Here is a 21,476-nt window from a genome sequence, read left to right on the forward strand (position 1 = left end):
TGTAAAGTTAAGTTTTAGAAAAATTTGATTATTGCACCCCTCTTTCTGTTCGGATACTATATACTAGTATACTTATTTTGAGTCAGGGCTTTACAACACATATTCCATGCTCGAAATGAAGGAAGAGGGGAGCATATATATGGCTGAAGAAAAGTTAGCCAGAGGATTGAAAAACAGGCACGTCCAATTGATCGCGATTGGCGGAGCGATTGGTACAGGATTATTCCTTGGTGCCGGAAAATCAATTCATCTGACTGGACCATCCATTCTATTTGCGTATTTAATTACCGGTATTTTCTGTTTTCTTATCATGCGGGCGCTAGGGGAGATCTTATTAAGTAATCTTGGGTATGGTTCTTTTGTGGACTTTATCGGCGATTACTTCGGTGATCGGGCAGCCTTCGTTACAGGCTGGACCTATTGGTTCTGCTGGATTTCGATAGCAATGGCCGATTTGACTGCAGTTGGAATCTACACACAGTTCTGGTTCCCAGGAGTTCCGCAGTGGATGCCAGGTTTGGTGGCACTTGTGATTTTACTCATTATGAACCTAGCCACAGTAAAGCTGTTCGGTGAGATGGAATTCTGGTTTGCCTTAATAAAAATTGTTGCAATCTTAGCATTGATTGTTGTTGGTGTCTTCATGATTCTGCGCGGTTTCTCTACAGATGCTGGACCATCCAGCTTTGCGAACCTTTGGGATCATGGCGGTTTCTTCCCAAATGGCATTCATGGATTTATTCTATCGTTCCAAATGGTTGTGTTCGCCTTTGTCGGAATTGAACTTGTAGGTCTGACAGCAGGGGAAACAGAAGACCCGGAAAAAGTCATTCCGAGAGCGATCAATAATATTCCGATTCGGATCCTTGTATTCTACATCGGTGCACTCATTGTTATCATGAGTATCTATCCATGGGATGCAATCAATCCTTCCGAAAGTCCATTCGTCCAAGTGTTCACAGCAGTTGGTATTGTAGCAGCTGCAGGTATCGTCAATTTCGTTGTTTTGACATCAGCAGCATCAGCTTGTAATAGTGCGGTCTTTAGTACAAGCCGTATGGTTTATAGTTTAGCTAAGGAAGACCACGCACCGCAGCCGTTCAAGAAGCTGAATTTCCGTAAAGTACCGAAGAACGCATTGTTCTTCTCCATAATCGTCATATTGATTGCGGTTATTCTCAACTATGTAATACCTGAAGGTGTATTTACGTTAATTACTAGCATTTCGACAGTCTGCTTTATTTTCATCTGGGGCATTACCGTTCTAGCCCACTTGAAATATCGTAAGACACGACCAGAGCTTGCAAAGAAAAGTAAATTCAAAATGCCATTATCACCGATATCGAACTATCTGATTTTGGCATTCCTGGCATTTGTCATCGTTGTTCTAGCATTAGCTGAAGATACACGTATTGCCTTGTTTGTTACACCTGTATGGTTCATTATTTTGTTGGTTGTTTATCAGGTTCGGGTAAAAGCGAAGAATAATGCAGCAAATAATTGATTAGAAAAAGCCCTCTTTTGGAGGGCTTTTTTATTTATGCTTTTAAACCGATTAATCAATGCCTGATCATCACACTTTCGGTATGAAATCTGAAAATATGCAAAAGCTGTTCTGCCATGAAAGGTGCTGGTTTATCGAAACCTTTTTGAATCCACTCCACGATCATTCCAATCATGCCATGGATGCGATACGTACAGAAAAGCTCAAGATCTATTTCAGCATCAATTTGGCGGAAATAAAAAGCATAGTCTGTCCTAAAAAGATAATGAAGCTGATCTGTCATTTTTTCTTTGAAGAAATTGTCCGAAGTGGCCCCAAGCATCAGCTGGTAGAATGCTTTATTTTCCAGGAAATGATCGAACAAAATAATAGATTCTGACGGGAGACTCCGTAAATCTACCATTCCTAATTGTTCGTATGGTTTTCGGAAAGCGATGGTCATTTCCTCAAGCATATCCTCAGAGAGTTCATCCAGTAGATCTTCTTTCTTTTCATAATGTGTATAGAAAGTTCCTCTGCTGACACCAGCTTCTTCTGTTATTTCAGAAATATGGATTTTATGAAGTGCTTTCTTTGCCAACAGTTTCATTAAAGCTATTTTTAATGCGTGCTGTGTTCTTTCTACTCGCTTGTCTGGATAGGTGATGCTCACAGGTTTCTCCTCACTTTTATTGAACAGTTTGGTCTGTCTTGTTCAAAATAAATTTCTATCTCCATTATCTCATATTGTCGCAGCAAGCGGATTCTTCTATAGTAAAAATGTAAGCGTAGAACATGAAGGGGGAAATAATCATGACATTTCCAGTTTTAGAAGGTAAAGTAGCAATCGTAACTGGCGCAGCTATGGGGATGGGTCTGGCAACTGCGAAACTATTTGCTGAAGCAAAAGCGAAGGTTGTCGTAGCAGACTTCAATGAAGAAAAAGGTAAAGCGGCAGTTGAAGAAATTGAAGCAGCTGGCGGAACAGCTTACTTCGTGAAAGTAGATGTATCTGATTCAGCACAAGTAAAACAGATGGTAGAAGAAACAGTAGCGAAGTTCGGGCGTCTGGATGTTGCTATCAATAATGCAGCTCTTACACCGGATAATGCACCAGCAGCAGAATTCGATGAAGCGTACTGGAACCGTTTGATTTCAGTTGATCTAACAGGTACAGCGCTTTGTATGAAATATGAATTACAGCAAATGATTAAGCAAGGTGAAGGCGGCAGTATCGTTAATATTTCTTCTGTCAGCGGCTTCCGTCCGCAGCCTAATAACATCGCATATGTTGCAGCTAAGCATGGCGTTGTGGGTATGACAAAGGTTGCAGCTCTTGAAAATGGTCCAATGAACATCCGTGTAAACACTGTAGCTCCTGGAGCAATTGATACACCAATGCTGAGAGGCTCCTTGGAAGAAACAGGTCAGACAGAAGAGGAATTCGCACCAATGCTAAGTCTTCTCGGCAGATTTGGTCAGCCCGAAGAGATTGCTCAAGCGAGCCTATGGTTAGCGTCTGATCAATCTTCTTATGTAACAGGTACGACAATTCATGCTGATGCAGGTTATACAAGCAGATAACAAGACAAGCATCCACTATTTATGTGGGTGCTTTTTTTATATTCATAACCTTATTTCTTCCTATTGCTTTGAAGTAGTATGATAATAGTAGAGGAGAACAAAGGGGACGACTTATATGGGGGAACTGCGGAGGCGACTTCGGCTTGGATTACTAGGTCAGATTGTCTTATTGGTTACAATATTGCTTGTGATTAGTCTATTATTTGTAAGCGCTCTATTCATAAGGAAGGTTGATGAGATAGTCGAGGAAGATGCAGGTAATACTGCGATGGCTGTTGCTAAACTTGCTGCCAAGGATGATACAATTCTACAGCATCTGGAGGATAGGGATAATGACGATGTCATACAGCAGGAGTCGCTAAATATTCAGCAAAATAGCGGAGCAGACTATGTTGTCATTGCTGACACAAATGGAATCCGAATTTCGCATCCAGAACCGGAGAGAATCGGTAAACCAACCAAGACGAGCAATGACCAGGTATTAGAAGAAGGAAAAGAAGTTATATATGAAGGTTACGGCATTTCCGGATATGCAGTGAAAGCAAAAACACCGATAAGAAATGAATCGGGTGATATCATTGGTGTAGCGTCGGTCGGCTTTCTAAAACATAACCTAAATGATCAAATCCTTTCCTATTTACAGGAGGTATTGATTTGGTTCTTGCTTATCTTCGCTATTGGACTGCTTGGTGCCTATCTGGTGGCGAAACGGGTGAAGAAGCTGATTTATGGATTAGAGCCAGAGGAGATTTCCTTCTTATTCAAAGAGAAGGAGACGACGCTGGCATCAATTAAAGATGCTACCATAGCCATTGATCGTAAAGGCCATATTACATCTATTAATCGCAGAGCCCAAGAGATATTCAAGCGTAAATCCGTGTTGGAGGATGCAATCGACCAGAAGAATCTGCAATCTCTGTATCAAGCAGTTTTGGCAGATGGCGAAGGTAGGTATAACAAATATACTTTTGTTGCTGGCGATATTTATATAGTAGATGCTTCTCCAATAAAAGAAGCGGAAGAAACATGGGGAGTCGTATTTACATTACGTCCCGAATCAGAAGTGATCGACGTATCAGAGACAATTGCAAAAATGAAACAGCAAGCAGATCAGATGCGAGCTTCCAATCATGAATTCATGAACAAGTTGAATACATTGTACGGTTTAATCAGCTTGCAGCAATACGACAAAGCACTCAGACTTATCTCTGAGGAAGTGGAGGAACAGCAGAGTGTTGTCAATGTGCTGATGGCAAGCATAAAGGAACCGATGATTGCAGCCTGCCTGTTAGGCAAATTCAATCGTGCCAAAGAACTTAAAGTGATATTAACAATTGATGAAAGTAGTAGTATGAACGTCGATATGCGACCGGAAGCAACGGAAAAAATTGTGACTATCATTGGAAACTTACTAGAAAATGCATTTGAGTCTGCTTCGAAGCATCAGGGTACCGAAGGAAAGGTTTATGTATCTTTCACAGATTTAGGACAAGAACTGATATTTGATATTGAGGACAATGGCAAGCGGCTTTCCGAAAAGGAAAAACAAGCAGTATTGGTGGATGGATATTCAACCAAAAAAGAAGCTGGCGACGGGCATGGAATTGGATTGACTATTGTACAGGCAGCACTGGAGAAAATGGATGGAGCTTTGTATTATGGAGACAGCGAAGCAGGAGGAACACTCGCAACAGTTGTTCTCCCGAAAGGAAGCGTGGAAAATGGATCGGATGAACGTGCTGATTGTGGAAGATAATGTGGAAGCATCAATGATATTTCAGAATTACTTAAATGAGATGGAAGGTTATCGACTGATTGGTGTCGCTGAAAATGGAGAGCAGGCGAAAAGTCTGCTTCAGGCATTGAAGCCAGACTTAGTGCTGCTCGACGTCTATCTGCCTGACATGAATGGTACTGAAATCCTTTGGTTCATCCGCCAGAATTACCGTAGAACAGATGTCATCCTGCTGACAGCAGCAAATGATACCGAGACAGTTGGTGAGGCAATGCGTGGAGGCGTGTACAGTTATCTGATTAAACCAGTAGATGGCGATCGCTTTCATCGTGTGCTCCAGGAATATAGCATCTATAAAAAGGAACTTCAGTCCAGAAATGAAATCGGTCAGCAACAAGTTGACGCTTTTTTTCACCCCAATATACATACAGCAGAAGCAGTGGAACAGGAGATTTACCCAAAAGGAGTCGACCGTCACACCCTGGAATCCGTACGAAAGGCAATGAAGGAGCAGCAAAACAGCGAAAAGGCTGAGGAAATAGCAGCGAAAGTAGGAGTAAGCCATTCCACTGTTCGCCGCTACTTAGAATATATGGTATCGAGAAAAGAAGCAGAGGTGGAAGTCACCTATGGAACAGTCGGAAGGCCTGTCCGCAAGTATAAATACAGAGCCGAGAACTTATCCTAATATTCGTGAGAAAAATGAAAAAAATGCACTTAATGTAAGTAAACTGTGCATTTTGTGAACATAATGTTACACTTCTTTCAAATGAAAGCGCTAACAAATAGCGCGATTGAAGGAGGACTTTCTTTTGTTATCTTTATTGGGCTTCTCCATGGTTGCTGTATTTATGTATTTGATTATGTCCAAAAAGCTATCGCCACTTGTGGCGTTGACGCTTATTCCGATTCTATTTGGTATTATAGGCGGCTTCACTTCTTCGCTTGGACCGATGATGCTGGAAGGTGTAGAAGGAATTGCCGCTACAGCTATTATGATTTTGTTTGCTATCCTGTACTTTGGAGTCATGATTGACGCAGGGCTGTTCGATCCCTTAATCAATTTTATTCTGAAGGTAGTAAAAGGGGATCCACTCAAAATTGTTGTTGGTACGTCCATTCTTTCCATGATGGTAGCACTTGATGGAGACGGTACAACAACGTATATGATCACTGTTTCTGCATTATTACCGCTTTATAAGCGCTTAGGAATGAATCGTTTGATACTCGCAACAGTAGCGATGCTTTCAATGGGTGTAATGAATATCACACCTTGGGGCGGTGCTTCGGCAATGGCAATGGCTGCTTTGAATCTGGAAGCATCTGAGCTGTTCATACCGATTATTCCTGTAATGGGAGTAGGACTTGTTTATGCGATAACAGTGGCTTTCATCCTTGGAAGAAAAGAAAGAAAGCGTCTAGGTGTTGTGCAGCTGGATAATCAAACGCAGCGGGAAATCAGCGCAGCAGAAGAGGTACCTGCTTATCGTCGTCCGAAGCTTGTTTGGGTGAACTTGCTGCTTACAATTATATTGCTCGTTTGTCTTATTCTGGACTTCGTCTCTTTGACAATCCTATTCATGGTTGCCTTCGCTGTCGCTCTTATGATCAACTATCCACGCATGAGCGATCAGCAGGAAAGAATGGCAGCTCATGCGAAAAATGGATTGGCAGTAACAACAATTGTCATAGCTGCTGGTATCTTCACCGGCATCATGTCCGGAACGGAAATGATTGACGCGATGGCGAATACGCTTGTATCCATCATCCCAGAGTTCATGTCTCCTTATCTCGCGGTCATCATAGCCATTATCAGTGCACCATTTACTTTCTTTATGTCCAATAATGCATTCTATCTTGGCGTATTGCCGATACTGGCTGAAGCAGCCCAGGCGTATGGAGTCAGCAAAGTCGAAATCGGTCGTGCAGCATTGCTTGGGCAGCCGGTGCACGTATTGAGTCCGTTAGTAGCTGCAGCTCATCTTTTAATCGGTATGGTAGGGATCCAATTTGGGGAGCTACAGCGCTATGCTATGCTCTGGGCATTCGGTTCGACAATAGTGATGACGATTGCGGCGTTGATATTCGGGGTTATTAGTATAGGGTGATAAGCTATGAGCACGATAGTTGAATAGAGTGAGAACCCTCTGTTAGTCTTAAGTTAAAGATAAAATAGGAGGGACTATATATGAGCAAAAAAATCGCAGTTTTAATTACAGATGAATTTGAAGACGTCGAATATACAAGTCCGGTAAAAGCATACGAAGAAGCTGGGCACAGTGTCGTAAACGTTGAGTTCGAAGCTGGTAAAGAAGTTAACGGTAAGCACGGTGAGAAAGTGAAAATCGACAAAGCGATTTCCGATGTTGATGCAAGTGAATTCGATGCACTATTGATTCCTGGAGGCTTTTCTCCTGATTTGCTTCGTGGAGATGATCGCCCTGGTGAATTCGCGAAAGCTTTCGTTGAAAATGAAAAACCTGTATTCGCTATCTGCCATGGTCCGCAAGTATTGATTGATACAGACTTGCTAAAAGGCAAGGATATTACGGGTTATCGCAGTGTTCGTAAAGACTTGATCAATGCTGGTGCGAACTACAAGGACGAAGAGGTAGTCGTAAGCCATAACATCGTAACAAGCAGAACACCTGATGATTTGGAAGCATTCAACCGCGAATCATTGAATCTGTTGAAATAAGAGAAAAGCGCTAGACCACTAGGTCTAGCGCTTTTATTTATTCTTTTTCACCAACAACAGAGAATCGTTCATTCTGATGTGCAGGTTTTTCGGTTTCATCCAAGACAGCGATAGCATAGTCAGCATAGCTGATATAACTGTCGCCTTTCTTATTCAAAATCATAACATCGCCGCCAGTTTGGTAGCTGCCAGTCCGTTTGCCTTCTGCATCGAAGAATCCGCCAGGGCTGATGTATGTCCATTGGATCCCTTCACTGCTTTCCAGCTCTTTTAGGTTTTCACCCATATTAGTAGCTGTTGGCAAATAAGCATCTGGGAAGTTTGGTGTTTCAGATACACGAGTTGTTTTTTGTTCATCTACGTACAAGCTTCCAGCCCCACCGACAACTAGAAGACGAGTGGAAGGAGCGTCTTTCAATGCTTCAATAAGAATTCGGCCAGCTTCGATATGTTGTTTTTCTTGTCCAGGAGCAGAGTTGAAGGCGTTAACGATTACGTCAAAGTCTTGAATATCTACTGTATTGATATCAAATATTCCTTTTTCTAGTACGCTGATGTTGTCCTGTTTTACTTTTGCAGCGTTGCGTACAATGGCTGTCACATCATGACCGCGATCCAATGCTTCGTTTGTAATTAAGCTGCCTGCTTTACCTGTGGCTCCGATAATCCCTATTTTCATGAGAAATCCTCCTCGTGTTTAAGTTGTAATAAAATTGGTTACATGTAGTATAATAAGTTACAGGTTGTAACTTGTCAACACATTCCTTTTACCCGTTTCATTTTGCGTTATACTATAGAGATAGGAATTCATTTGAAAGTGAGCTGGAAATTATGTCAATAAGCAGCCGTTTTGCTGTTGGTATTCATATACTGACACTTCTTGAAGTGAATAAGGATGAGGTTAATTCGTCTGAGTTCATTGCAGCCAGTGTCAATACGAACCCGGTCGTTATCCGTAAGATTATGGGGATGCTTAAAAAAGCGGAGCTGGTCTATGTACGACCAGGGGTAGCAGGTGCGGAACTAGCACGTAAGCTTGATGAAATCACACTGCTTGATGTGTACAAAGCGGTGGAAGCAGTCCCAGAAAATGAACTCTTCAGTGTTCATGGCAATCCTAATCCGCAATGTACGGTCGGAAGGAATATCCAAGCAGCCGTTCTACCAATATTCGCTGGAGCACAGGCGGTCATGGAAAAAGCATTAGCACATGTGACGATTGAGGATATTGTACAAAGCATCGAGGAACAAGATAAGCAGATTGAATAAAAAAGCGCACTGCCGAGGCAGTGCGCTTACTTGTTTTATTGAGCTTTTTCAAGATCAGCGGCAGGACCGAAGAACTCAAAATGTACTTGTTCTTTACTTACACCTGAGTGGTATAAGGTAGAAATGACGAATTCCATGAAACCAGCTGGACCACAAACATAAACATCGCTGTCAGTCTTCACCATATCCTTAAGGACAGTTTCATCGATTCTCTTATCTTCATAATATGTCTGATACGTTAGATTAGGCATTCTTTCTTGGATGCGTTGAATCTGCTTAGTAAACGCAGCATACTCTGGAGTGCGGGCAGCTTGCAGGAAGACGACTTGTCGCTTGAAATCTTCTGCTGCAAGAGTCTCAAGCATACTCATGATTGGCGTGATACCTACACCACCTGCGATGAAGGTTATCGGTTTATCTGCATTTTTTTCAAGAGTGAAGACGCCAGCAGGTGCACTGACTTCTAGTTTGTCTCCTTCTTTTACTTGTTCGTGTAAGTAGACGGAAACCTTGCCATCTGGATTATTATCGTCTTCTTTCTTCACGGAAATACGGAATGTATCCGATGAAGGTGTCTTAGATAAACTGTACTGACGGATCATCGTGTATTTTTCTCCAGGGATTGATACACGAACTGAAATATACTGGCCAGGTTCGAAATCAGGCACGCGTTCAGAGTCAGCAGGTTTCAAGTAAAAGGACGTGATAACATTACTTTCTTGGACTTTCTTCTCGACAACGAAGTCTTTAAAGAAGGCCCAGCCGCCTTCTTTCTTTTCATTTTCTTCATACATATTGGCTTCTACACCGATGAAAGCATCTGCGATGACACCGTAGGCTTCTTCCCATGCTTTCAGGATCTGCGGTGTTGCAGCATCTCCTAGAACCATTTTGATTGCTTTAAGCAAGTATTCTCCTACAACTGGATAATGTTCGGCTTTAACGCCTAAGCTGACATGCTTATGAGAAATCTGTACGACCGTCGGAAGTATTGCCTCCAGCTTATCGATATGTACCGCAGCTGCATAGACAGCATTTGCAAGTGCAGTTTGCTGTTTGCCTCTTGCCTGGTTCGCATGGTTAAAGATATTCAATAGTTCAGGATGAGCTTTAAACAATTCTTCATAAAAGACAGTAGTAATTTGAGTACCATGTTCTTCTAACACAGGTACAGTGCTTTTGATGATGTCGATAGTTTCTCTTGATAGCATTGTTTATTCCTTCTTTCCTTGATATATCCTTATCATAGAACGAATCGACATTAAAAGATATATTTTAAATACCACTTTAACAAAAGTGTCACATTCTCTTTATGCCCAATCAGTTATTCAGTTATGCTATAATCCTCAAGAAGAGGAGGATGTAACCAAGATGCGATTGACGATGTATACTGACTTTTCCCTAAGGGTCCTTCTTTATTTGGGAACAAAAGAAAAAGACAAGCTGTCCACAATTCAAGAGATCGCGACAGCATATCATATATCTAAAAATCATTTGATGAAAGTAGCACATGAGATGCGCCAGGCTGGCTATATTGAAGCTGTGCGTGGGCGTTCAGGCGGTATTAGACTGGCATGTGATCCAAAAGAAATCAATATTGGAGCAGTTGTTCGCAGGATGGAAGATGATTTTCATCTGGTGGAATGCTTCAATCGAGAAAACAATACATGTCCGATTGCTTCAGTATGCGGCCTGAGGGGAATATTAGGTAAAGCACTGCATGCATATTTGCAGGTGCTGGATGCGTATACCCTACAAGATCTACTAGAGAATGAAGCAGATTTACGAATGCTGCTTCGATGAACAAATTAATATTGCACTAATACATTATTAGATAAAAACAGCCTCTCCTTTTGAAGGAGAGGCTGTTTTTATCTGAAACGATAATAGTGATATCCGTCTGTGTAGTCATCTGGTGAACTTGGAGTATTTGATTCTTGATGAGAGGCTTGTTCTTCAGACCGCTGCTGGCTGCATTCGTCTGGCGGACCAATGATAATTGTCTGGTTGTTGAGCGGGCGAAGAGTTTCCTGAAGCTTCGTTTTATCCAGACAATACGTTTTAGCGAGTACTTCTGCCGGTGTTTTCGCTAGAATATCCGAGCCGAAAATATATTCTGGATATGGTGCATCGAAAATGGCCAGCAGATGTGTCTGATCTTCTGCTGCTGTTTCCCAGTGCCACCAGCCTTGAGGGACATTCGCGACTTGACCGCGGGTGATGCGGATATTTTCAACTTTATTTGTGAACGGATTAATCAGGGAAACTTCTGCTGACCCGCTAATGCAGTAGACAAGCTCAGCAGCATTTTGATGGTAATGAGGTTCGACTGTTTTTCCTTTGCTCAAATAGATATCAAGAAGTGACACATCTCCCAGTGTATTCAATACATCGCGACCGAGACGATTGATATAGTTCCGGTTATTCCGGGTAAATAGGCGGTTTTTATTCACATCGCTAAAATACTGGACATTGCCCTTTGTGTAGTCCATGTACTCATTTTCTTTCCCCATGCCTTCCCCTTCTTTCTGTTGAAATGCTTCGGAGTTAGATTATGCAAGAGGCAGGCTTTTGGATTTTACAAAAAAAGGGTTCCGTATTTGGGCAAATGCGTGTACGCTGATGAAGGCTGTGTGCGGACACACAGAAAACATATCTGTAAATTAAAGTATACATAACTAACTGTCGTAGTACATAAAGGAGTACCACATGAGAAAACGAGGTATTACTATCAAGCTGTTCGCTGTGACAGCTTTATTCTTCTTGGCATTTTACGCTATGATCATGATTTTCCAGCTTGTATTTTTTGATAGCTTTTACCAGCAATATAAAACAAAAGAAGCGGCCGAGCATCTGAATTCATTGGCACAAGGTTATGAGGAGAATTCCTGGAATGCAGAGGAGCTGACAAAGCACACATTGTCATATATGCAGGAAACGAAAAGTCCTTTGACAATTGTCGATGCAGAGGGATATCAGCTTGTACAAGATCCGTTCCATATTATGCTGGAAACAGAAGATGGAGACGTTCTTGAAGTGGCGTTATCCTTGTTCGTCACTGATTATGGCAACTACTTGAATGCGTTGAACATCCGAAAGGGAGATACGCTAGAAATTAATGGGGAATCAGATTTGTCGGTCACTTCTGTCATTTACCCATCTGTTATCACGAAGGATGAGGAAAGTGTCGGTGAACATTTAGAAGAAAATGAAATAACAATTCAAGGAAAAGTGAAAAGTGTTTCATTACCTCAGGCTGGTATGTCCAATAGAGGCTTAGGCCTGCTTTATGATGCCTTGCTGGAATGGTTCCCACTTGAAGAAGATCTGCTGAAGCAGCTTAACAATGGGGAAAGTTTGCAGCTGAACTGGGTGGAACCATGGACTGGAAAGCATAATTTAGTACTGATAGAGCCGATTAAAAAAGACGGAGAAATGCAATATATGTTCTCCGTCACCTCCTTACAAGAAACCAAAGATACGAATGAAGCACTGCGGGTATTTTATCTGTACATCGGTATAGCTGGCATCTTCCTCATTCTGTTGCTTTCTTTGTTTTACTCCCGACTTGTGAGCAGTCCATTGATCAAGCTGAATGAAATGGCTAAAAAAATGGTGCATCTGGACTTTTCATCGGTGAAGCCAATCAAGCAAAAAGATGAACTTGGCAGCCTTTCCAATAACATGCTGATTATGGCACAGAACTTAGATATAGCACTGGAAGATTTGAAGCGTGCCAATGAAAAGCTGAAGCAGGATATGGAGAAGCGCAAACAGATGGAAAAAGCGCAGCGCGAATTTTTTGAGCATGCTTCTCATGAACTGAAGACACCGCTCAGTATTGTCAAAAGCTTTGCAGAAGGGCTGCAAGATGGAATCAGTCCGGACAAACACGATCACTATATTAACGTAATCATTGAAGAATCCGACAAGATGCAAGTACTGATCGGAGATATGCTGGATTTGGCCAAGCTTGAGAACGGAGCAATTAAACTAAGAAAATCATCATTCATGCTGAGTGAAATGATAGAGGATCTTTCCGATAAAATGTATTGCATGGCAAAAGAAAAACAAGTTTCCATTGAAGTAATGCCGAGGAATGAGATGCCGATTACGGCGGATTATGAGTGGATGGAGCGGGTGATGCGAAATCTGCTTGTTAATGCAGTCCGTCATAGTGAAGCAGATTCTGTCATTACTATCCGAATCGAAACAGATCTTGACACCGCTCGAAGCGTATTCATGATTGACAACAAAGGAAATCAAATACCGGAGGAGCAGCTGGATAAAATCTGGAATCGTTTTTACCGTACAGAAACTTCGAGAAGCAGAATGACAGGCGGTACAGGTTTGGGACTTGCTATCGTGCAGCAAATACTCGACTTGCACGATTTCAGCTATGGGGTGGAGAATACGTCTGAAGGAGTCCGTTTTATAGTGAAATTCTATAAGTAATGGGAAAAATTACTTATATGGACACATGAAGGACATATGAGCTTGTTAATTTATGTATATCAGTTGGAAGGAAGGATTCACGATGAGAAAGACAGTGCTGCTTGTCGAGGATGAATTACGTATCCGGGAAGTAGTGGCGGACTACTTCAAAATGGATGGCTGGGAAGTACATGAAACAGATAACGGCAGCAGTGCTATTGATTGGTTTGATGCCATTTATCCTGATCTGGTTATTCTGGATATCATGATGCCGAAGATGGATGGCTTTGCTGTTACAAAAGAGGTCCGGGCCAAATCAGGAGTTCCAATCATCTTGCTGACAGCTAAATCCAGTGATGATGATAAAATTCATGGATTTGATCTAGGAGCCGATGATTATGTAACGAAGCCATTTAGTCCGAAAGTACTTGTTGCGCGGGCTAACTCTTTAATGAAGCGGGCAACAGAACATTATTTGCCGAATGGACATATGCTCAGCTTCGGCCATGCCGTGGTCAATACAAAATCACGTCAGCTGGAATTGGATAAACAGCAAGTCGAGCTGACACCAAAGGAATACGATCTTTTACTGCTCCTGCTGCAGCATAAAAATAACGTCCTTTCACGTGAAACAATTCTGAATCATGTGTGGGGAATAGACTTTGAGGGAGACAACCGTGTAGTGGACACGCATATTAAGAAGCTGCGTGCCAAACTTGGGGATGAATCCCATCATATTCGGACCGTTATCGGTACCGGGTATAAATTTGAATAGAAGGCAGAGGAGAAAATGAATAAGATCAAGCAGCTGTATGCACATACAGGTGTTCGCTTTGTCGTGCATACTTGTTTCTACTTGGCAATCCTTGTCACCTTGTTTATGCTGTATGGCTTCCATACAGCCAATACAGGTAACTACATATATAACGATTTTTAATTGGAGAAGATATAACAATGAAACTTTTAACAACTATTGCACAGCATGTGGCAGTTAGCCCAGAGCAGACAGCATTCCGTAATGGAGAGGATGCGATCAGTTACAGTATGCTTTGGAATCGTTCGGACAGATTGGCTGCTCTTATCCGTAATAGCTGTCAGCTTGAACGACAGACGCCAATTGTTGTGTACGGCCATATGGGAACGGATATGCCGGTATCCTTTCTGGCCTGTGTGAAGGCTGGCTACCCATACATACCTATTGATACATCCATTCCGATGGAGCGGGTGCGTCTTATCGTGGAGAAATCCGGTGCGGGCTTGGTCATCAATACAACGGATTCTGATATCGAGCTCGATAATGTAGCAGTTTTATATACAGCAGCTTTGCAGCTGGAACAGAAAGAGATTATCGGTCGGGACTTGTGGGTGAAGGAAGATGAAGTATTTTATATCATCTATACATCCGGCAGTACCGGAAATCCAAAAGGCGTACAGGTAACAGCGGCGAACCTGCAATCCTTTACTGATTGGATGACGAGCGATTTTCCGCTCGAACAAGGAAAAGTATTCTTGAATCAAGCACCATTCTCATTCGATTTATCTGTGATGGATTTTTATCCCGCATTACAAAGCGGTGGTACTATCCATGCGCTGACTAAGGATGTAATTAATAAGCCAAAACTACTTTTCGAGAACCTTAGCAGTTCTGCTTTGCAGATTTGGACTTCCACGCCATCCTTTGTTCAAATGTGCTTTCCTAATCCTGATTTCAATGCGGAGATGCTTCCAGAGCTTGATACCTTCCTTTTCTGTGGCGAAGTACTACCGTTGGCAGTGGCAAAGGAATTGAAGGAACGTTTCCCTCAAGCAAGGATTTTTAATACATATGGACCAACTGAAGCTACAGTTGCCGTGACTTCAATCGAAGTTACAGAGGATTTACTGGCAAAAGAGGAAGCATTGCCGGTCGGCCGCCCAAAACCGGATATGCATATTCTTGTCGTAGATGAAACAGGCAATCCGCTCCCGGATGGAGAAAAAGGAGAACTTATTCTCGTAGGGCCGAGCGTGACGAATGGCTATCTTGGTGAGCCGTTGCTAACTGAAAATGCTTACGGCATCGTGTATGATATGCAAGCTTATCAAACTGGAGATGCTGGTTTGATCAAAGATGGCTTAGTATATTGCCAGGGCAGACTGGATTATCAGATCAAGCTGCATGGTTACCGGATGGAGCTGGAGGAAATCGAATTCCACTTGCAGCAATCAGAGTATATTAAATCTGCCATCATCATTCCTTATGCGCCGGAAGAGGAAATCGAATACTTGATTGCCGCAGTCGTTCCTGAGGAACATGATTTTGAAAAGGAATACCAACTGACAGCAGCTATTCGGAAGGATCTTGCATTGCGTCTGCCTGCTTATATGATTCCGCGTAAATTCACCTATCATTTGACTATCCCGATGACAATGAACGGGAAAGCTGACCGTAAGAGGATGAAGGAAGAGGTATTCGCATGACCCCGTATAGTTCGTTCCTTTTCTTCATTATTCTAGGCATCCTGCTGCTGCCGACGATGATTCTGGGTATCATGGGCAAGCAATTGCGCTACTACAATGTGTTCGTTTCAATTGCTGTACTTGCCTTGATTTTTTCAGGAGGAGATGAAGGATTTTATTCACTCGTCATCTTCACTGTCTTGCAGCTCGTACTGATCAAAGGCTATATCTCATACCGACAGAAAAAGAATAGCAGTCTTGTATTCTATTTGATGAGTTTCTTATCCATCCTGCCTTTGATTCTTTCGAAAATACTGCCGTTCCTAGCAGTGGATAACTGGGCAAGCTTTCTCGGAATCTCGTATCTGACATTCCGTGCTGTGCAGATCATTATCGAAACGAGAGATGGTTTGATCAAACAGCAGCTGTCGATTTATCAGCTTGTTAATTTCATGCTGTTTTACCCGACGATTTCGTCTGGTCCAATTGATCGGTTCCGACGTTTTCAAAAGGACGAGGAGAAGCGATGGACACCAGAAGAATACAAGGAGCTGCTTTATAAAGGGATCAATAAGATTTTTCTTGGCTTCTTGTACAAGTTCATAATTGGGTATGCAATCAACACCTATTTCATCATGGACCTGGATCATATCGCAGATGGCAGGTTCAGCTATCATCTGCTGTATATGTACAGCTACAGTCTGTATCTGTTCTTCGACTTTGCCGGGTATACACTATTTGCTGTCGGCGTCAGCTATATTATGGGCATACGTTCGCCGGAGAACTTTAACATGCCGTTCATCAGCCGGAACATAAAAGATTTCTGGAATAGATGGCATATGTCGCTATCGTTCTGGTTCCGAGATTATGTGTTCATGCGTTTCGTATTCCTGATGAAAAAGAAAAAATGGATACAAAACAAAATGCTAGTTTCAAATCTAGGCTATATCCTCCTATTCTTATTGATGGGAGTATGGCATGGATTAGCGATTCAGTACATCGTCTATGGTGCTTATCATGCCTTGATGATGACAGCTTTCAATTATTTTGAGACGTGGAACAAAAAACATAAACGCTGGCCGACCGGTAAGATTATGACAATTGTGTCGATTGTCATCACTTTCCATGTCGTCTGTTTCGGATTTTATCTATTTTCCGGAAGACCATTTCAATAAAAGGGGAATATACTAATGGATTTTAAAGAGAAAGTATTACAAGTAATTGCAGAAGTTTGTGAAGATGATGTTGTAAAAGAGGAGCAGGATCTCGATATTTTCGAAGCAGGGTTGCTGGATTCCTTTGCTACAGTGGAACTGATCGTTCAATTTGAAGAGCAGCTTGGCATCAATGTACCAATTACAGAGTTCGACCGTGATACTTGGAATACACCAAATGCAATTATCGATCGTCTGAATGAGCTGAAATAATGAAGAAGAAGTATCTATTCGGACCGATTATTTTAGCGTTGGTCCTGTTCGCCGGTCTCGTCTTTGTGCCGGCTTCCTGGCTGGCAAAACTGGTGCCGTCAGATCGTTTGGAAGAGTCAGCTACCAGTCTGGAACCGAATATGTTTCAGGGGACATATTTACAAAGTGAGATGCTTGCTGATCCAGGATATGTTCCGATTTATGGATCCTCCGAGCTGTCGCGCTGGGACCCGTTCCACCCATCGAATTACTTCGAAGCAACTGGAGCTGATTTTACTCCTTACCTAGTGGGAAAAGGCGGTACAACCTCCATCATCAACGATCTCAACTTTGCAACACATGCCCAAGAGCTGAAAGACAAGCAAATGGTGATTATCGTATCGCCGCAGTGGTTTGTCAAACACGGTACCGATGAACAGCATTTCGCACCAAACTATTCTTCTTTGCAGGCATACCAGCTGCCATTCAATAAAGAAATAGACGAGCAGGTGAAGCAGGATTTGATGAAAAGGCTGATGTCATATGATGCAGTGAAGAATGACACAATGCTTTATCAGCTGTACGATGCTTACTTGGAAGATGAGGAAGTTAAGTTCAATTTATTAGCTCCTCCAGCTAAAGCTTACATATCGATGCTGAAGAAGAAGGATCTATATTACACACTCATCAAGGATGATCCATCGAATCGGCATCTATCGGATAAAGTGAAGAACAAGACTTGGGAGGAACTGCAGGCTCAAGCGGATGCCTACGGCGAAAAACGCACGAAGGACTCAAAATTCAATATCGACTATAAGGTCTACAAACATAAGAAAAATCACATCAAAAAGATGGAAGGCAAAAACAAAGGGCATTCGTATGCGGAATCACCTGAATATGAAGATTTCCAGCTGATGCTCGATATTCTGAAAAAAGCAGATGCTAAACCGCTCTTTGTCATCATCCCGGTCAACGGAGAGTACTACGATTATACTGGGTTCCCAAAACAGGGACGAGAAGACTATTATAATCGTATTAAAAAACAAATTGATGATAATGGGTTCACCTATGCCGACTATTCTGACCACGAATATGATCCGCATTTTATGCGTGACACGATTCATATCGGCTGGAAAGGCTGGGTCTACTTAAATGAGGATATGGAGAAATTCCTTCAATAGAAAAGACGATTCACCAAGCGGTGGATCGTCTTTTACGTTTTTGCACTAAAATCCTCTTCAACTGGTTAGACTATGGAAAAAGAGTTAAGGAGAGATGAGGTTTGAAGAAAACGATAATCGTCTTAAGCTTTCTATTCATATGCTTCATGGTAGTCTCCTTTGTAATAGAGCTGAAGAACGGAGATACAAATTCATGGATGAAAGGCGGAGGAAGGGTGATTATGAGTGCATTACCGCTCGGGTTATTACTTTTCCGACGTACACCATTTCGTGTGCCGCATGTTGTTGGATATTATGGCTTGCTTGTCTGTACTTTCATCTTGGGTGCAATCTTTCATTTTTATGATAAGTACAAGTGGTGGGATGTCACGCTTCATGTTGTTGGTAGCATGTATGTTGCTTGGCTTGCCCTAGCTGTTTACCGATATAAGGTGCTGAGGCCGGCAGGTATATATATTTCGCGCTGGATCATTTTCTTGTTTGTCTGTTCTATTGCAGCTCTAGGCAGTGCAATTTGGGAAAGCGTTGAATTTATCGGAGATATGACTGTAACGAGTGTGATGCAGCGGAGCGGAAACAAGGATACGATGACAGATCTGATTGCTGGATTGCTTGGTGGGGTTATTATCGGTATTTATGCTTTATTCCGAAATAAGCCTTTGGAAGGAAAAGAGTTACGAGGGTAAAGAGAGCTGCATTATTTTCTTGCAGCTTCTTTTTTTGGTCTTTTTTCTACACTCTGAAAAGGGGAAGGCGAAACTGAAAAATACTATTAAGTCCTGTTTTCACTTTTTATTATGTTGCATTTGCAACATAATATTGTTTAAATAGATATATTAATAGTGAAAGCAGGGTGTATTATGGCTTCATATAAAATTATCCAAGATAAAAATGATCTAGAGAAAGCAAAGGCAATGCGGTTAGCGGTGTTTGTGGAAGAGCAAGGAGTCGCGTTAGAAGATGAATTTGATCAGTATGACGTGTTAGATGAGCGGTGCCAGCATATACTTGTCTTTCATGAGGGAGAAGCGGTGGGAACTGGTCGTATTCGTTATGTTGAGGATTATGCTAAATTAGAACGTATTTGTATGCTAAAGCAGTATCGGAAATATGGATTAGGTAGCGTCATCATTTCAAGTCTTGAAGAGATAGCGAAGCAAAAGGATAAAAAGAAATATAAACTCCATGCTCAAGTCCAAGCAAAAGGATTTTATGAGAAGCTCGGGTATAAAGGCGTTTCAGATGAATTTGAGGAGGATGGAATTCCTCATCTTATTATGGAAAAACAAGAGAATGTGGACTAGAGGAACACTCTTTATCTTAGGTCTTCTCTTCATGACCCTTGGAATTGCTTTAACTATTGAAGCTAATTTAGGAACTTCGCCGTTCGATGCGGTACTTGTTGGATTAGCGGAACGTGCGGGAATGACAGTGGGGATATGGGAAATTATCCTTGCAGGCATTTTTATTATGATAAATTCCCTGCTAACTCGTACAGCGCCTGAAATAGCAGGCTTGCTGACTGCATTCGCAACAGGTCTTTTCCTCGATGGATGGCTATTTTTGCTGGCTGGAATGCATTTAGAGTCGATAATAAGCCGGACTGGTTTATTCCTTTGTGCTCAGCTGCTCCTTGCTGCAGGAACAGCATTATATCTTCATACAAAGTTCGCACCCATTCCGATTGATCGGCTTATGCTTGTATTAATCGATAAATTACATACAAGTGTAGCTGTTACTAAAACATTTCTGTATGCTGTCTGCCTTGTTTCTGCCTTTTTGCTTGCAGGACCAATTGGACCGGGTACGGTACTGACCGTTTTATTAGGAGGCTTTTTGCTGCAATATGCATTTATTGTTCTTCAGCGCCTCGGCATTATGGCAACCTATGAATCGTCTAAATCCTAACGGAAGACGATTCATTTTTTTATTTCTGATATAGCGCTTACATAGTGTTATTACTTTGTTAGAATAAAAGTAGAATGATTGCGCTGTATCATGAGCGCCAAATGAACCTGGAAAGGGGCAGTTGGGATGAAGGCTACAGATGCACAGGATTTGATGCAATTAACAGAGCAATACGGAGCGAATAATTACCATCCACTTCCGATCGTTATTTCGAAGGCGGAGGGAGTATGGGTGGAGGATACCGATGGCAAGCGTTATATGGATATGCTCAGTGCATATTCGGCAGTGAATCAGGGCCATCGACATCCGAAAATCATTGAAGCACTAATTGAACAGGCGCAAAAGGTTACGCTCACATCCCGTGCTTTCCATAATGATCAGCTAGGTGTGTGGTACGAAAGAGTTGCTGCCTTAACTGGAAAAGACATGATCCTTCCCATGAACACGGGTGCTGAAGCTGTGGAGACAGCCTTTAAAGCAGCAAGACGCTGGGGATATGATGTGAAGGGGATTGCAGATGATCAAGCAGAAGTCATTGTGTGCAGCGGGAACTTTCATGGACGGACGATGACTGCAGTCTCATTATCCTCAGAAGCGGAATATCGCCGCGGATTCGGTCCGATGATTCCGGGAATTAAAGTTATAGCGTATGGTGATTTGGATGCTTTGAAGTCAGCCATCACGCCAAATACTGCTGCTCTCATACTGGAACCGATCCAAGGTGAAGCCGGCATTATTATTCCGCCAGAAGGGTTTCTGAAAGCAGCCTCGAAATTGTGTAAGCAAGAGAATGTCTTATTCATTGCTGATGAGATCCAAGTAGGATTGGGACGTACAGGTAAGCGATTTGCTTGTGACTGGGAAGATGTAACTCCTGATTTGTTTATTCTTGGCAAGGCATTAGGCGGAGGAGTTTTCCCGATTTCCTGTGTGGCAGGCAATAAAGATGTTTTAGGTGTTTTCAATCCTGGCTCGCACGGTTCTACATTCGGCGGAAATCCGTTAGCTTGTGCTGTTTCAATTGCAGCACTGGATGTGCTTGAAGAAGAAAATCTTGCTGCTCGGTCTCATCGACTCGGAACTTATCTTCAGGAACAGTTGCAGCAGCTAACGTCGGATAAGATCAAGGAAGTCAGAGGCAGGGGATTGTTTGTCGGTATCGAATTGACAGAGCCGGCAAGACCTTTCTGTGAAAAATTGAAAGAGCTTGGTGTGCTTTGCAAAGAGACACATGAGACAGTAATTCGCATTGCTCCGCCGTTAATTATCACAGAAGATGAACTGGAATGGGCTTTGGAACGATTGAAGCAAGTATTACAGTAAAAGATAAAAGGGAGAG

Annotated in this window: 23 protein-coding genes; 19 read left to right on the forward strand and 4 right to left on the reverse strand. The window is 42.2% G+C overall.

Annotated features, from left to right (window positions below; all coding sequences use genetic code 11):
* The first annotated feature begins 139 nt into the window (after positions 1-139).
* Complete coding sequence (locus GZ22_RS02655) at positions 140-1,504, forward strand: amino acid permease (RefSeq protein ID WP_038558425.1); 1,365 nt, start codon at positions 140-142, stop codon at positions 1,502-1,504.
* A gap of 55 nt (positions 1,505-1,559) precedes the next feature.
* Here the strand turns inward: GZ22_RS02655 and GZ22_RS02660 are convergent, their stop codons facing one another.
* Positions 1,560-2,156: a TetR/AcrR family transcriptional regulator gene (locus GZ22_RS02660; RefSeq protein ID WP_038558427.1), complete on the reverse strand. Its 597-nt coding sequence runs from the start codon at positions 2,154-2,156 to the stop codon at positions 1,560-1,562.
* A gap of 140 nt (positions 2,157-2,296) precedes the next feature.
* On the opposite strand from GZ22_RS02660, the gene GZ22_RS02665 reads away from it, so the two are divergent.
* From GZ22_RS02665 to GZ22_RS02685, 5 genes are all read left to right on the forward strand, one after another.
* A complete protein-coding gene (locus GZ22_RS02665) occupies positions 2,297-3,067 on the forward strand; it encodes an SDR family NAD(P)-dependent oxidoreductase (protein WP_038558428.1) in 771 nt (256 codons plus the stop codon).
* Positions 3,068-3,182: 115 nt separating this feature from the next.
* Positions 3,183-4,823, forward strand: a complete 1,641-nt coding sequence (locus tag GZ22_RS02670) for an ATP-binding protein (protein ID WP_038558429.1) — start codon at positions 3,183-3,185, stop codon at positions 4,821-4,823.
* Positions 4,789-5,490 carry a response regulator gene (locus GZ22_RS02675; RefSeq protein WP_038558430.1) on the forward strand — a complete coding sequence of 234 codons (702 nt, stop codon included), beginning with the start codon at positions 4,789-4,791 and terminating at the stop codon, positions 5,488-5,490. Before GZ22_RS02670 ends, GZ22_RS02675 begins: the two co-directional genes overlap by 35 nt.
* A 124-nt stretch (positions 5,491-5,614) precedes the next feature.
* A complete protein-coding gene (locus GZ22_RS02680) occupies positions 5,615-6,910 on the forward strand; it encodes a CitMHS family transporter (RefSeq protein ID WP_038558433.1) in 1,296 nt (431 codons plus the stop codon).
* An 80-nt stretch (positions 6,911-6,990) separates the two neighbouring features.
* Positions 6,991-7,500 (forward strand): cysteine protease YraA, encoded by a 510-nt coding sequence (locus GZ22_RS02685; RefSeq protein WP_038558436.1) that lies wholly within the window; start codon positions 6,991-6,993, stop codon positions 7,498-7,500.
* A 37-nt stretch (positions 7,501-7,537) separates the two neighbouring features.
* Here the strand turns inward: GZ22_RS02685 and GZ22_RS02690 are convergent, their stop codons facing one another.
* Entirely contained in the window at positions 7,538-8,179 is a 642-nt protein-coding gene (locus tag GZ22_RS02690) for an NAD(P)-dependent oxidoreductase (protein ID WP_038558439.1), read from the reverse strand.
* 152 nt (positions 8,180-8,331) lie between these two features.
* Between GZ22_RS02690 and GZ22_RS02695 the strand changes: the two genes are divergently transcribed.
* Positions 8,332-8,769 (forward strand): Rrf2 family transcriptional regulator, encoded by a 438-nt coding sequence (locus tag GZ22_RS02695; RefSeq protein ID WP_038558441.1) that lies wholly within the window; start codon positions 8,332-8,334, stop codon positions 8,767-8,769.
* 35 nt (positions 8,770-8,804) lie between these two features.
* Here GZ22_RS02695 and hmpA read toward each other — a convergent pair whose 3' ends face one another.
* On the reverse strand, positions 8,805-9,980 hold the full coding sequence (hmpA, locus tag GZ22_RS02700; protein ID WP_038558443.1) for an NO-inducible flavohemoprotein: 1,176 nt from the start codon (positions 9,978-9,980) through the stop codon (positions 8,805-8,807).
* 160 nt (positions 9,981-10,140) lie between these two features.
* Between hmpA and GZ22_RS02705 the strand changes: the two genes are divergently transcribed.
* The gene (locus GZ22_RS02705; protein ID WP_038558445.1) at positions 10,141-10,572 is read left to right on the forward strand and encodes an RrF2 family transcriptional regulator; all 432 of its coding nucleotides are present in this window, start codon (positions 10,141-10,143) and stop codon (positions 10,570-10,572) included.
* Between the two features lie 68 nt (positions 10,573-10,640).
* On the opposite strand, the gene GZ22_RS02710 is transcribed toward GZ22_RS02705, so the two are convergent.
* Positions 10,641-11,282, reverse strand: a complete 642-nt coding sequence (locus tag GZ22_RS02710; protein WP_084160626.1) for a cupin domain-containing protein — start codon at positions 11,280-11,282, stop codon at positions 10,641-10,643.
* 196 nt (positions 11,283-11,478) lie between these two features.
* Between GZ22_RS02710 and GZ22_RS02715 the strand changes: the two genes are divergently transcribed.
* From GZ22_RS02715 to GZ22_RS02765, 11 genes are all read left to right on the forward strand, one after another.
* Complete coding sequence (locus tag GZ22_RS02715) at positions 11,479-13,224, forward strand: sensor histidine kinase (RefSeq protein ID WP_038558447.1); 1,746 nt, start codon at positions 11,479-11,481, stop codon at positions 13,222-13,224.
* An 82-nt stretch (positions 13,225-13,306) separates the two neighbouring features.
* Complete coding sequence (locus GZ22_RS02720; RefSeq protein ID WP_038558450.1) at positions 13,307-13,978, forward strand: response regulator transcription factor; 672 nt, start codon at positions 13,307-13,309, stop codon at positions 13,976-13,978.
* Positions 13,979-13,993: 15 nt separating this feature from the next.
* Positions 13,994-14,140 carry a teichoic acid D-Ala incorporation-associated protein DltX gene (locus GZ22_RS02725; RefSeq protein ID WP_038558452.1) on the forward strand — a complete coding sequence of 49 codons (147 nt, stop codon included), beginning with the start codon at positions 13,994-13,996 and terminating at the stop codon, positions 14,138-14,140.
* 17 nt (positions 14,141-14,157) lie between these two features.
* On the forward strand, positions 14,158-15,663 hold the full coding sequence (gene dltA, locus GZ22_RS02730; protein ID WP_038558455.1) for a D-alanine--poly(phosphoribitol) ligase subunit DltA: 1,506 nt from the start codon (positions 14,158-14,160) through the stop codon (positions 15,661-15,663).
* A complete protein-coding gene (gene dltB, locus GZ22_RS02735) occupies positions 15,660-16,817 on the forward strand; it encodes a D-alanyl-lipoteichoic acid biosynthesis protein DltB (protein ID WP_038558457.1) in 1,158 nt (385 codons plus the stop codon). The genes dltA and dltB overlap by 4 nt, the downstream gene beginning before the upstream one ends.
* 15 nt (positions 16,818-16,832) lie before the next feature.
* Positions 16,833-17,069, forward strand: a complete 237-nt coding sequence (dltC, locus tag GZ22_RS02740) for a D-alanine--poly(phosphoribitol) ligase subunit DltC (RefSeq protein ID WP_038558459.1) — start codon at positions 16,833-16,835, stop codon at positions 17,067-17,069.
* Positions 17,069-18,229 (forward strand): D-alanyl-lipoteichoic acid biosynthesis protein DltD, encoded by a 1,161-nt coding sequence (dltD, locus tag GZ22_RS02745; protein ID WP_038558461.1) that lies wholly within the window; start codon positions 17,069-17,071, stop codon positions 18,227-18,229. The genes dltC and dltD overlap by 1 nt, the downstream gene beginning before the upstream one ends.
* Before the next feature lie 101 nt (positions 18,230-18,330).
* The gene (locus GZ22_RS02750) at positions 18,331-18,915 is read left to right on the forward strand and encodes a DUF2238 domain-containing protein (protein WP_038558463.1); all 585 of its coding nucleotides are present in this window, start codon (positions 18,331-18,333) and stop codon (positions 18,913-18,915) included.
* Positions 18,916-19,089: 174 nt separating this feature from the next.
* Complete coding sequence (locus tag GZ22_RS02755) at positions 19,090-19,533, forward strand: GNAT family N-acetyltransferase (RefSeq protein ID WP_038558465.1); 444 nt, start codon at positions 19,090-19,092, stop codon at positions 19,531-19,533.
* Complete coding sequence (locus GZ22_RS02760; protein WP_038558467.1) at positions 19,523-20,137, forward strand: YczE/YyaS/YitT family protein; 615 nt, start codon at positions 19,523-19,525, stop codon at positions 20,135-20,137. Before GZ22_RS02755 ends, GZ22_RS02760 begins: the two co-directional genes overlap by 11 nt.
* A 126-nt stretch (positions 20,138-20,263) precedes the next feature.
* Positions 20,264-21,460, forward strand: a complete 1,197-nt coding sequence (locus GZ22_RS02765) for an ornithine--oxo-acid transaminase (protein ID WP_038558469.1) — start codon at positions 20,264-20,266, stop codon at positions 21,458-21,460.
* The last annotated feature ends 16 nt before the right edge of the window (positions 21,461-21,476 follow it).

Source organism: Terribacillus saccharophilus (genome assembly GCF_000725365.1).
GTDB classification, from domain to species: Bacteria; Bacillota; Bacilli; order Bacillales; family Amphibacillaceae; genus Terribacillus; species Terribacillus saccharophilus.

Bases quoted from the DNA above. Each gene is read 5' to 3' on its own strand.
- GZ22_RS02715 (WP_038558447.1), top strand. From the start codon at position 11,479: ATGAGAAAACGAGGTATTACTATCAAGCTGTTCGCTGTGACAGCTTTA.
- GZ22_RS02760 (WP_038558467.1), top strand. From the start codon at position 19,523: ATGTGGACTAGAGGAACACTCTTTATCTTAGGTCTTCTCTTCATGACC.
- GZ22_RS02725 (WP_038558452.1), top strand. From the start codon at position 13,994: ATGAATAAGATCAAGCAGCTGTATGCACATACAGGTGTTCGCTTTGTC.
- dltD (WP_038558461.1), top strand. From the start codon at position 17,069: ATGAAGAAGAAGTATCTATTCGGACCGATTATTTTAGCGTTGGTCCTG.
- GZ22_RS02720 (WP_038558450.1), top strand. From the start codon at position 13,307: ATGAGAAAGACAGTGCTGCTTGTCGAGGATGAATTACGTATCCGGGAA.
- GZ22_RS02710 (WP_084160626.1), bottom strand. From the start codon at position 11,282: ATGGGGAAAGAAAATGAGTACATGGACTACACAAAGGGCAATGTCCAG.
- GZ22_RS02765 (WP_038558469.1), top strand. From the start codon at position 20,264: ATGAAGGCTACAGATGCACAGGATTTGATGCAATTAACAGAGCAATAC.
- GZ22_RS02685 (WP_038558436.1), top strand. From the start codon at position 6,991: ATGAGCAAAAAAATCGCAGTTTTAATTACAGATGAATTTGAAGACGTC.
- GZ22_RS02665 (WP_038558428.1), top strand. From the start codon at position 2,297: ATGACATTTCCAGTTTTAGAAGGTAAAGTAGCAATCGTAACTGGCGCA.
- dltA (WP_038558455.1), top strand. From the start codon at position 14,158: ATGAAACTTTTAACAACTATTGCACAGCATGTGGCAGTTAGCCCAGAG.
- GZ22_RS02705 (WP_038558445.1), top strand. From the start codon at position 10,141: ATGCGATTGACGATGTATACTGACTTTTCCCTAAGGGTCCTTCTTTAT.
- GZ22_RS02690 (WP_038558439.1), bottom strand. From the start codon at position 8,179: ATGAAAATAGGGATTATCGGAGCCACAGGTAAAGCAGGCAGCTTAATT.
- GZ22_RS02755 (WP_038558465.1), top strand. From the start codon at position 19,090: ATGGCTTCATATAAAATTATCCAAGATAAAAATGATCTAGAGAAAGCA.
- hmpA (WP_038558443.1), bottom strand. From the start codon at position 9,980: ATGCTATCAAGAGAAACTATCGACATCATCAAAAGCACTGTACCTGTG.
- GZ22_RS02655 (WP_038558425.1), top strand. From the start codon at position 140: ATGGCTGAAGAAAAGTTAGCCAGAGGATTGAAAAACAGGCACGTCCAA.
- GZ22_RS02695 (WP_038558441.1), top strand. From the start codon at position 8,332: ATGTCAATAAGCAGCCGTTTTGCTGTTGGTATTCATATACTGACACTT.
- dltB (WP_038558457.1), top strand. From the start codon at position 15,660: ATGACCCCGTATAGTTCGTTCCTTTTCTTCATTATTCTAGGCATCCTG.
- GZ22_RS02675 (WP_038558430.1), top strand. From the start codon at position 4,789: ATGGATCGGATGAACGTGCTGATTGTGGAAGATAATGTGGAAGCATCA.
- dltC (WP_038558459.1), top strand. From the start codon at position 16,833: ATGGATTTTAAAGAGAAAGTATTACAAGTAATTGCAGAAGTTTGTGAA.
- GZ22_RS02670 (WP_038558429.1), top strand. From the start codon at position 3,183: ATGGGGGAACTGCGGAGGCGACTTCGGCTTGGATTACTAGGTCAGATT.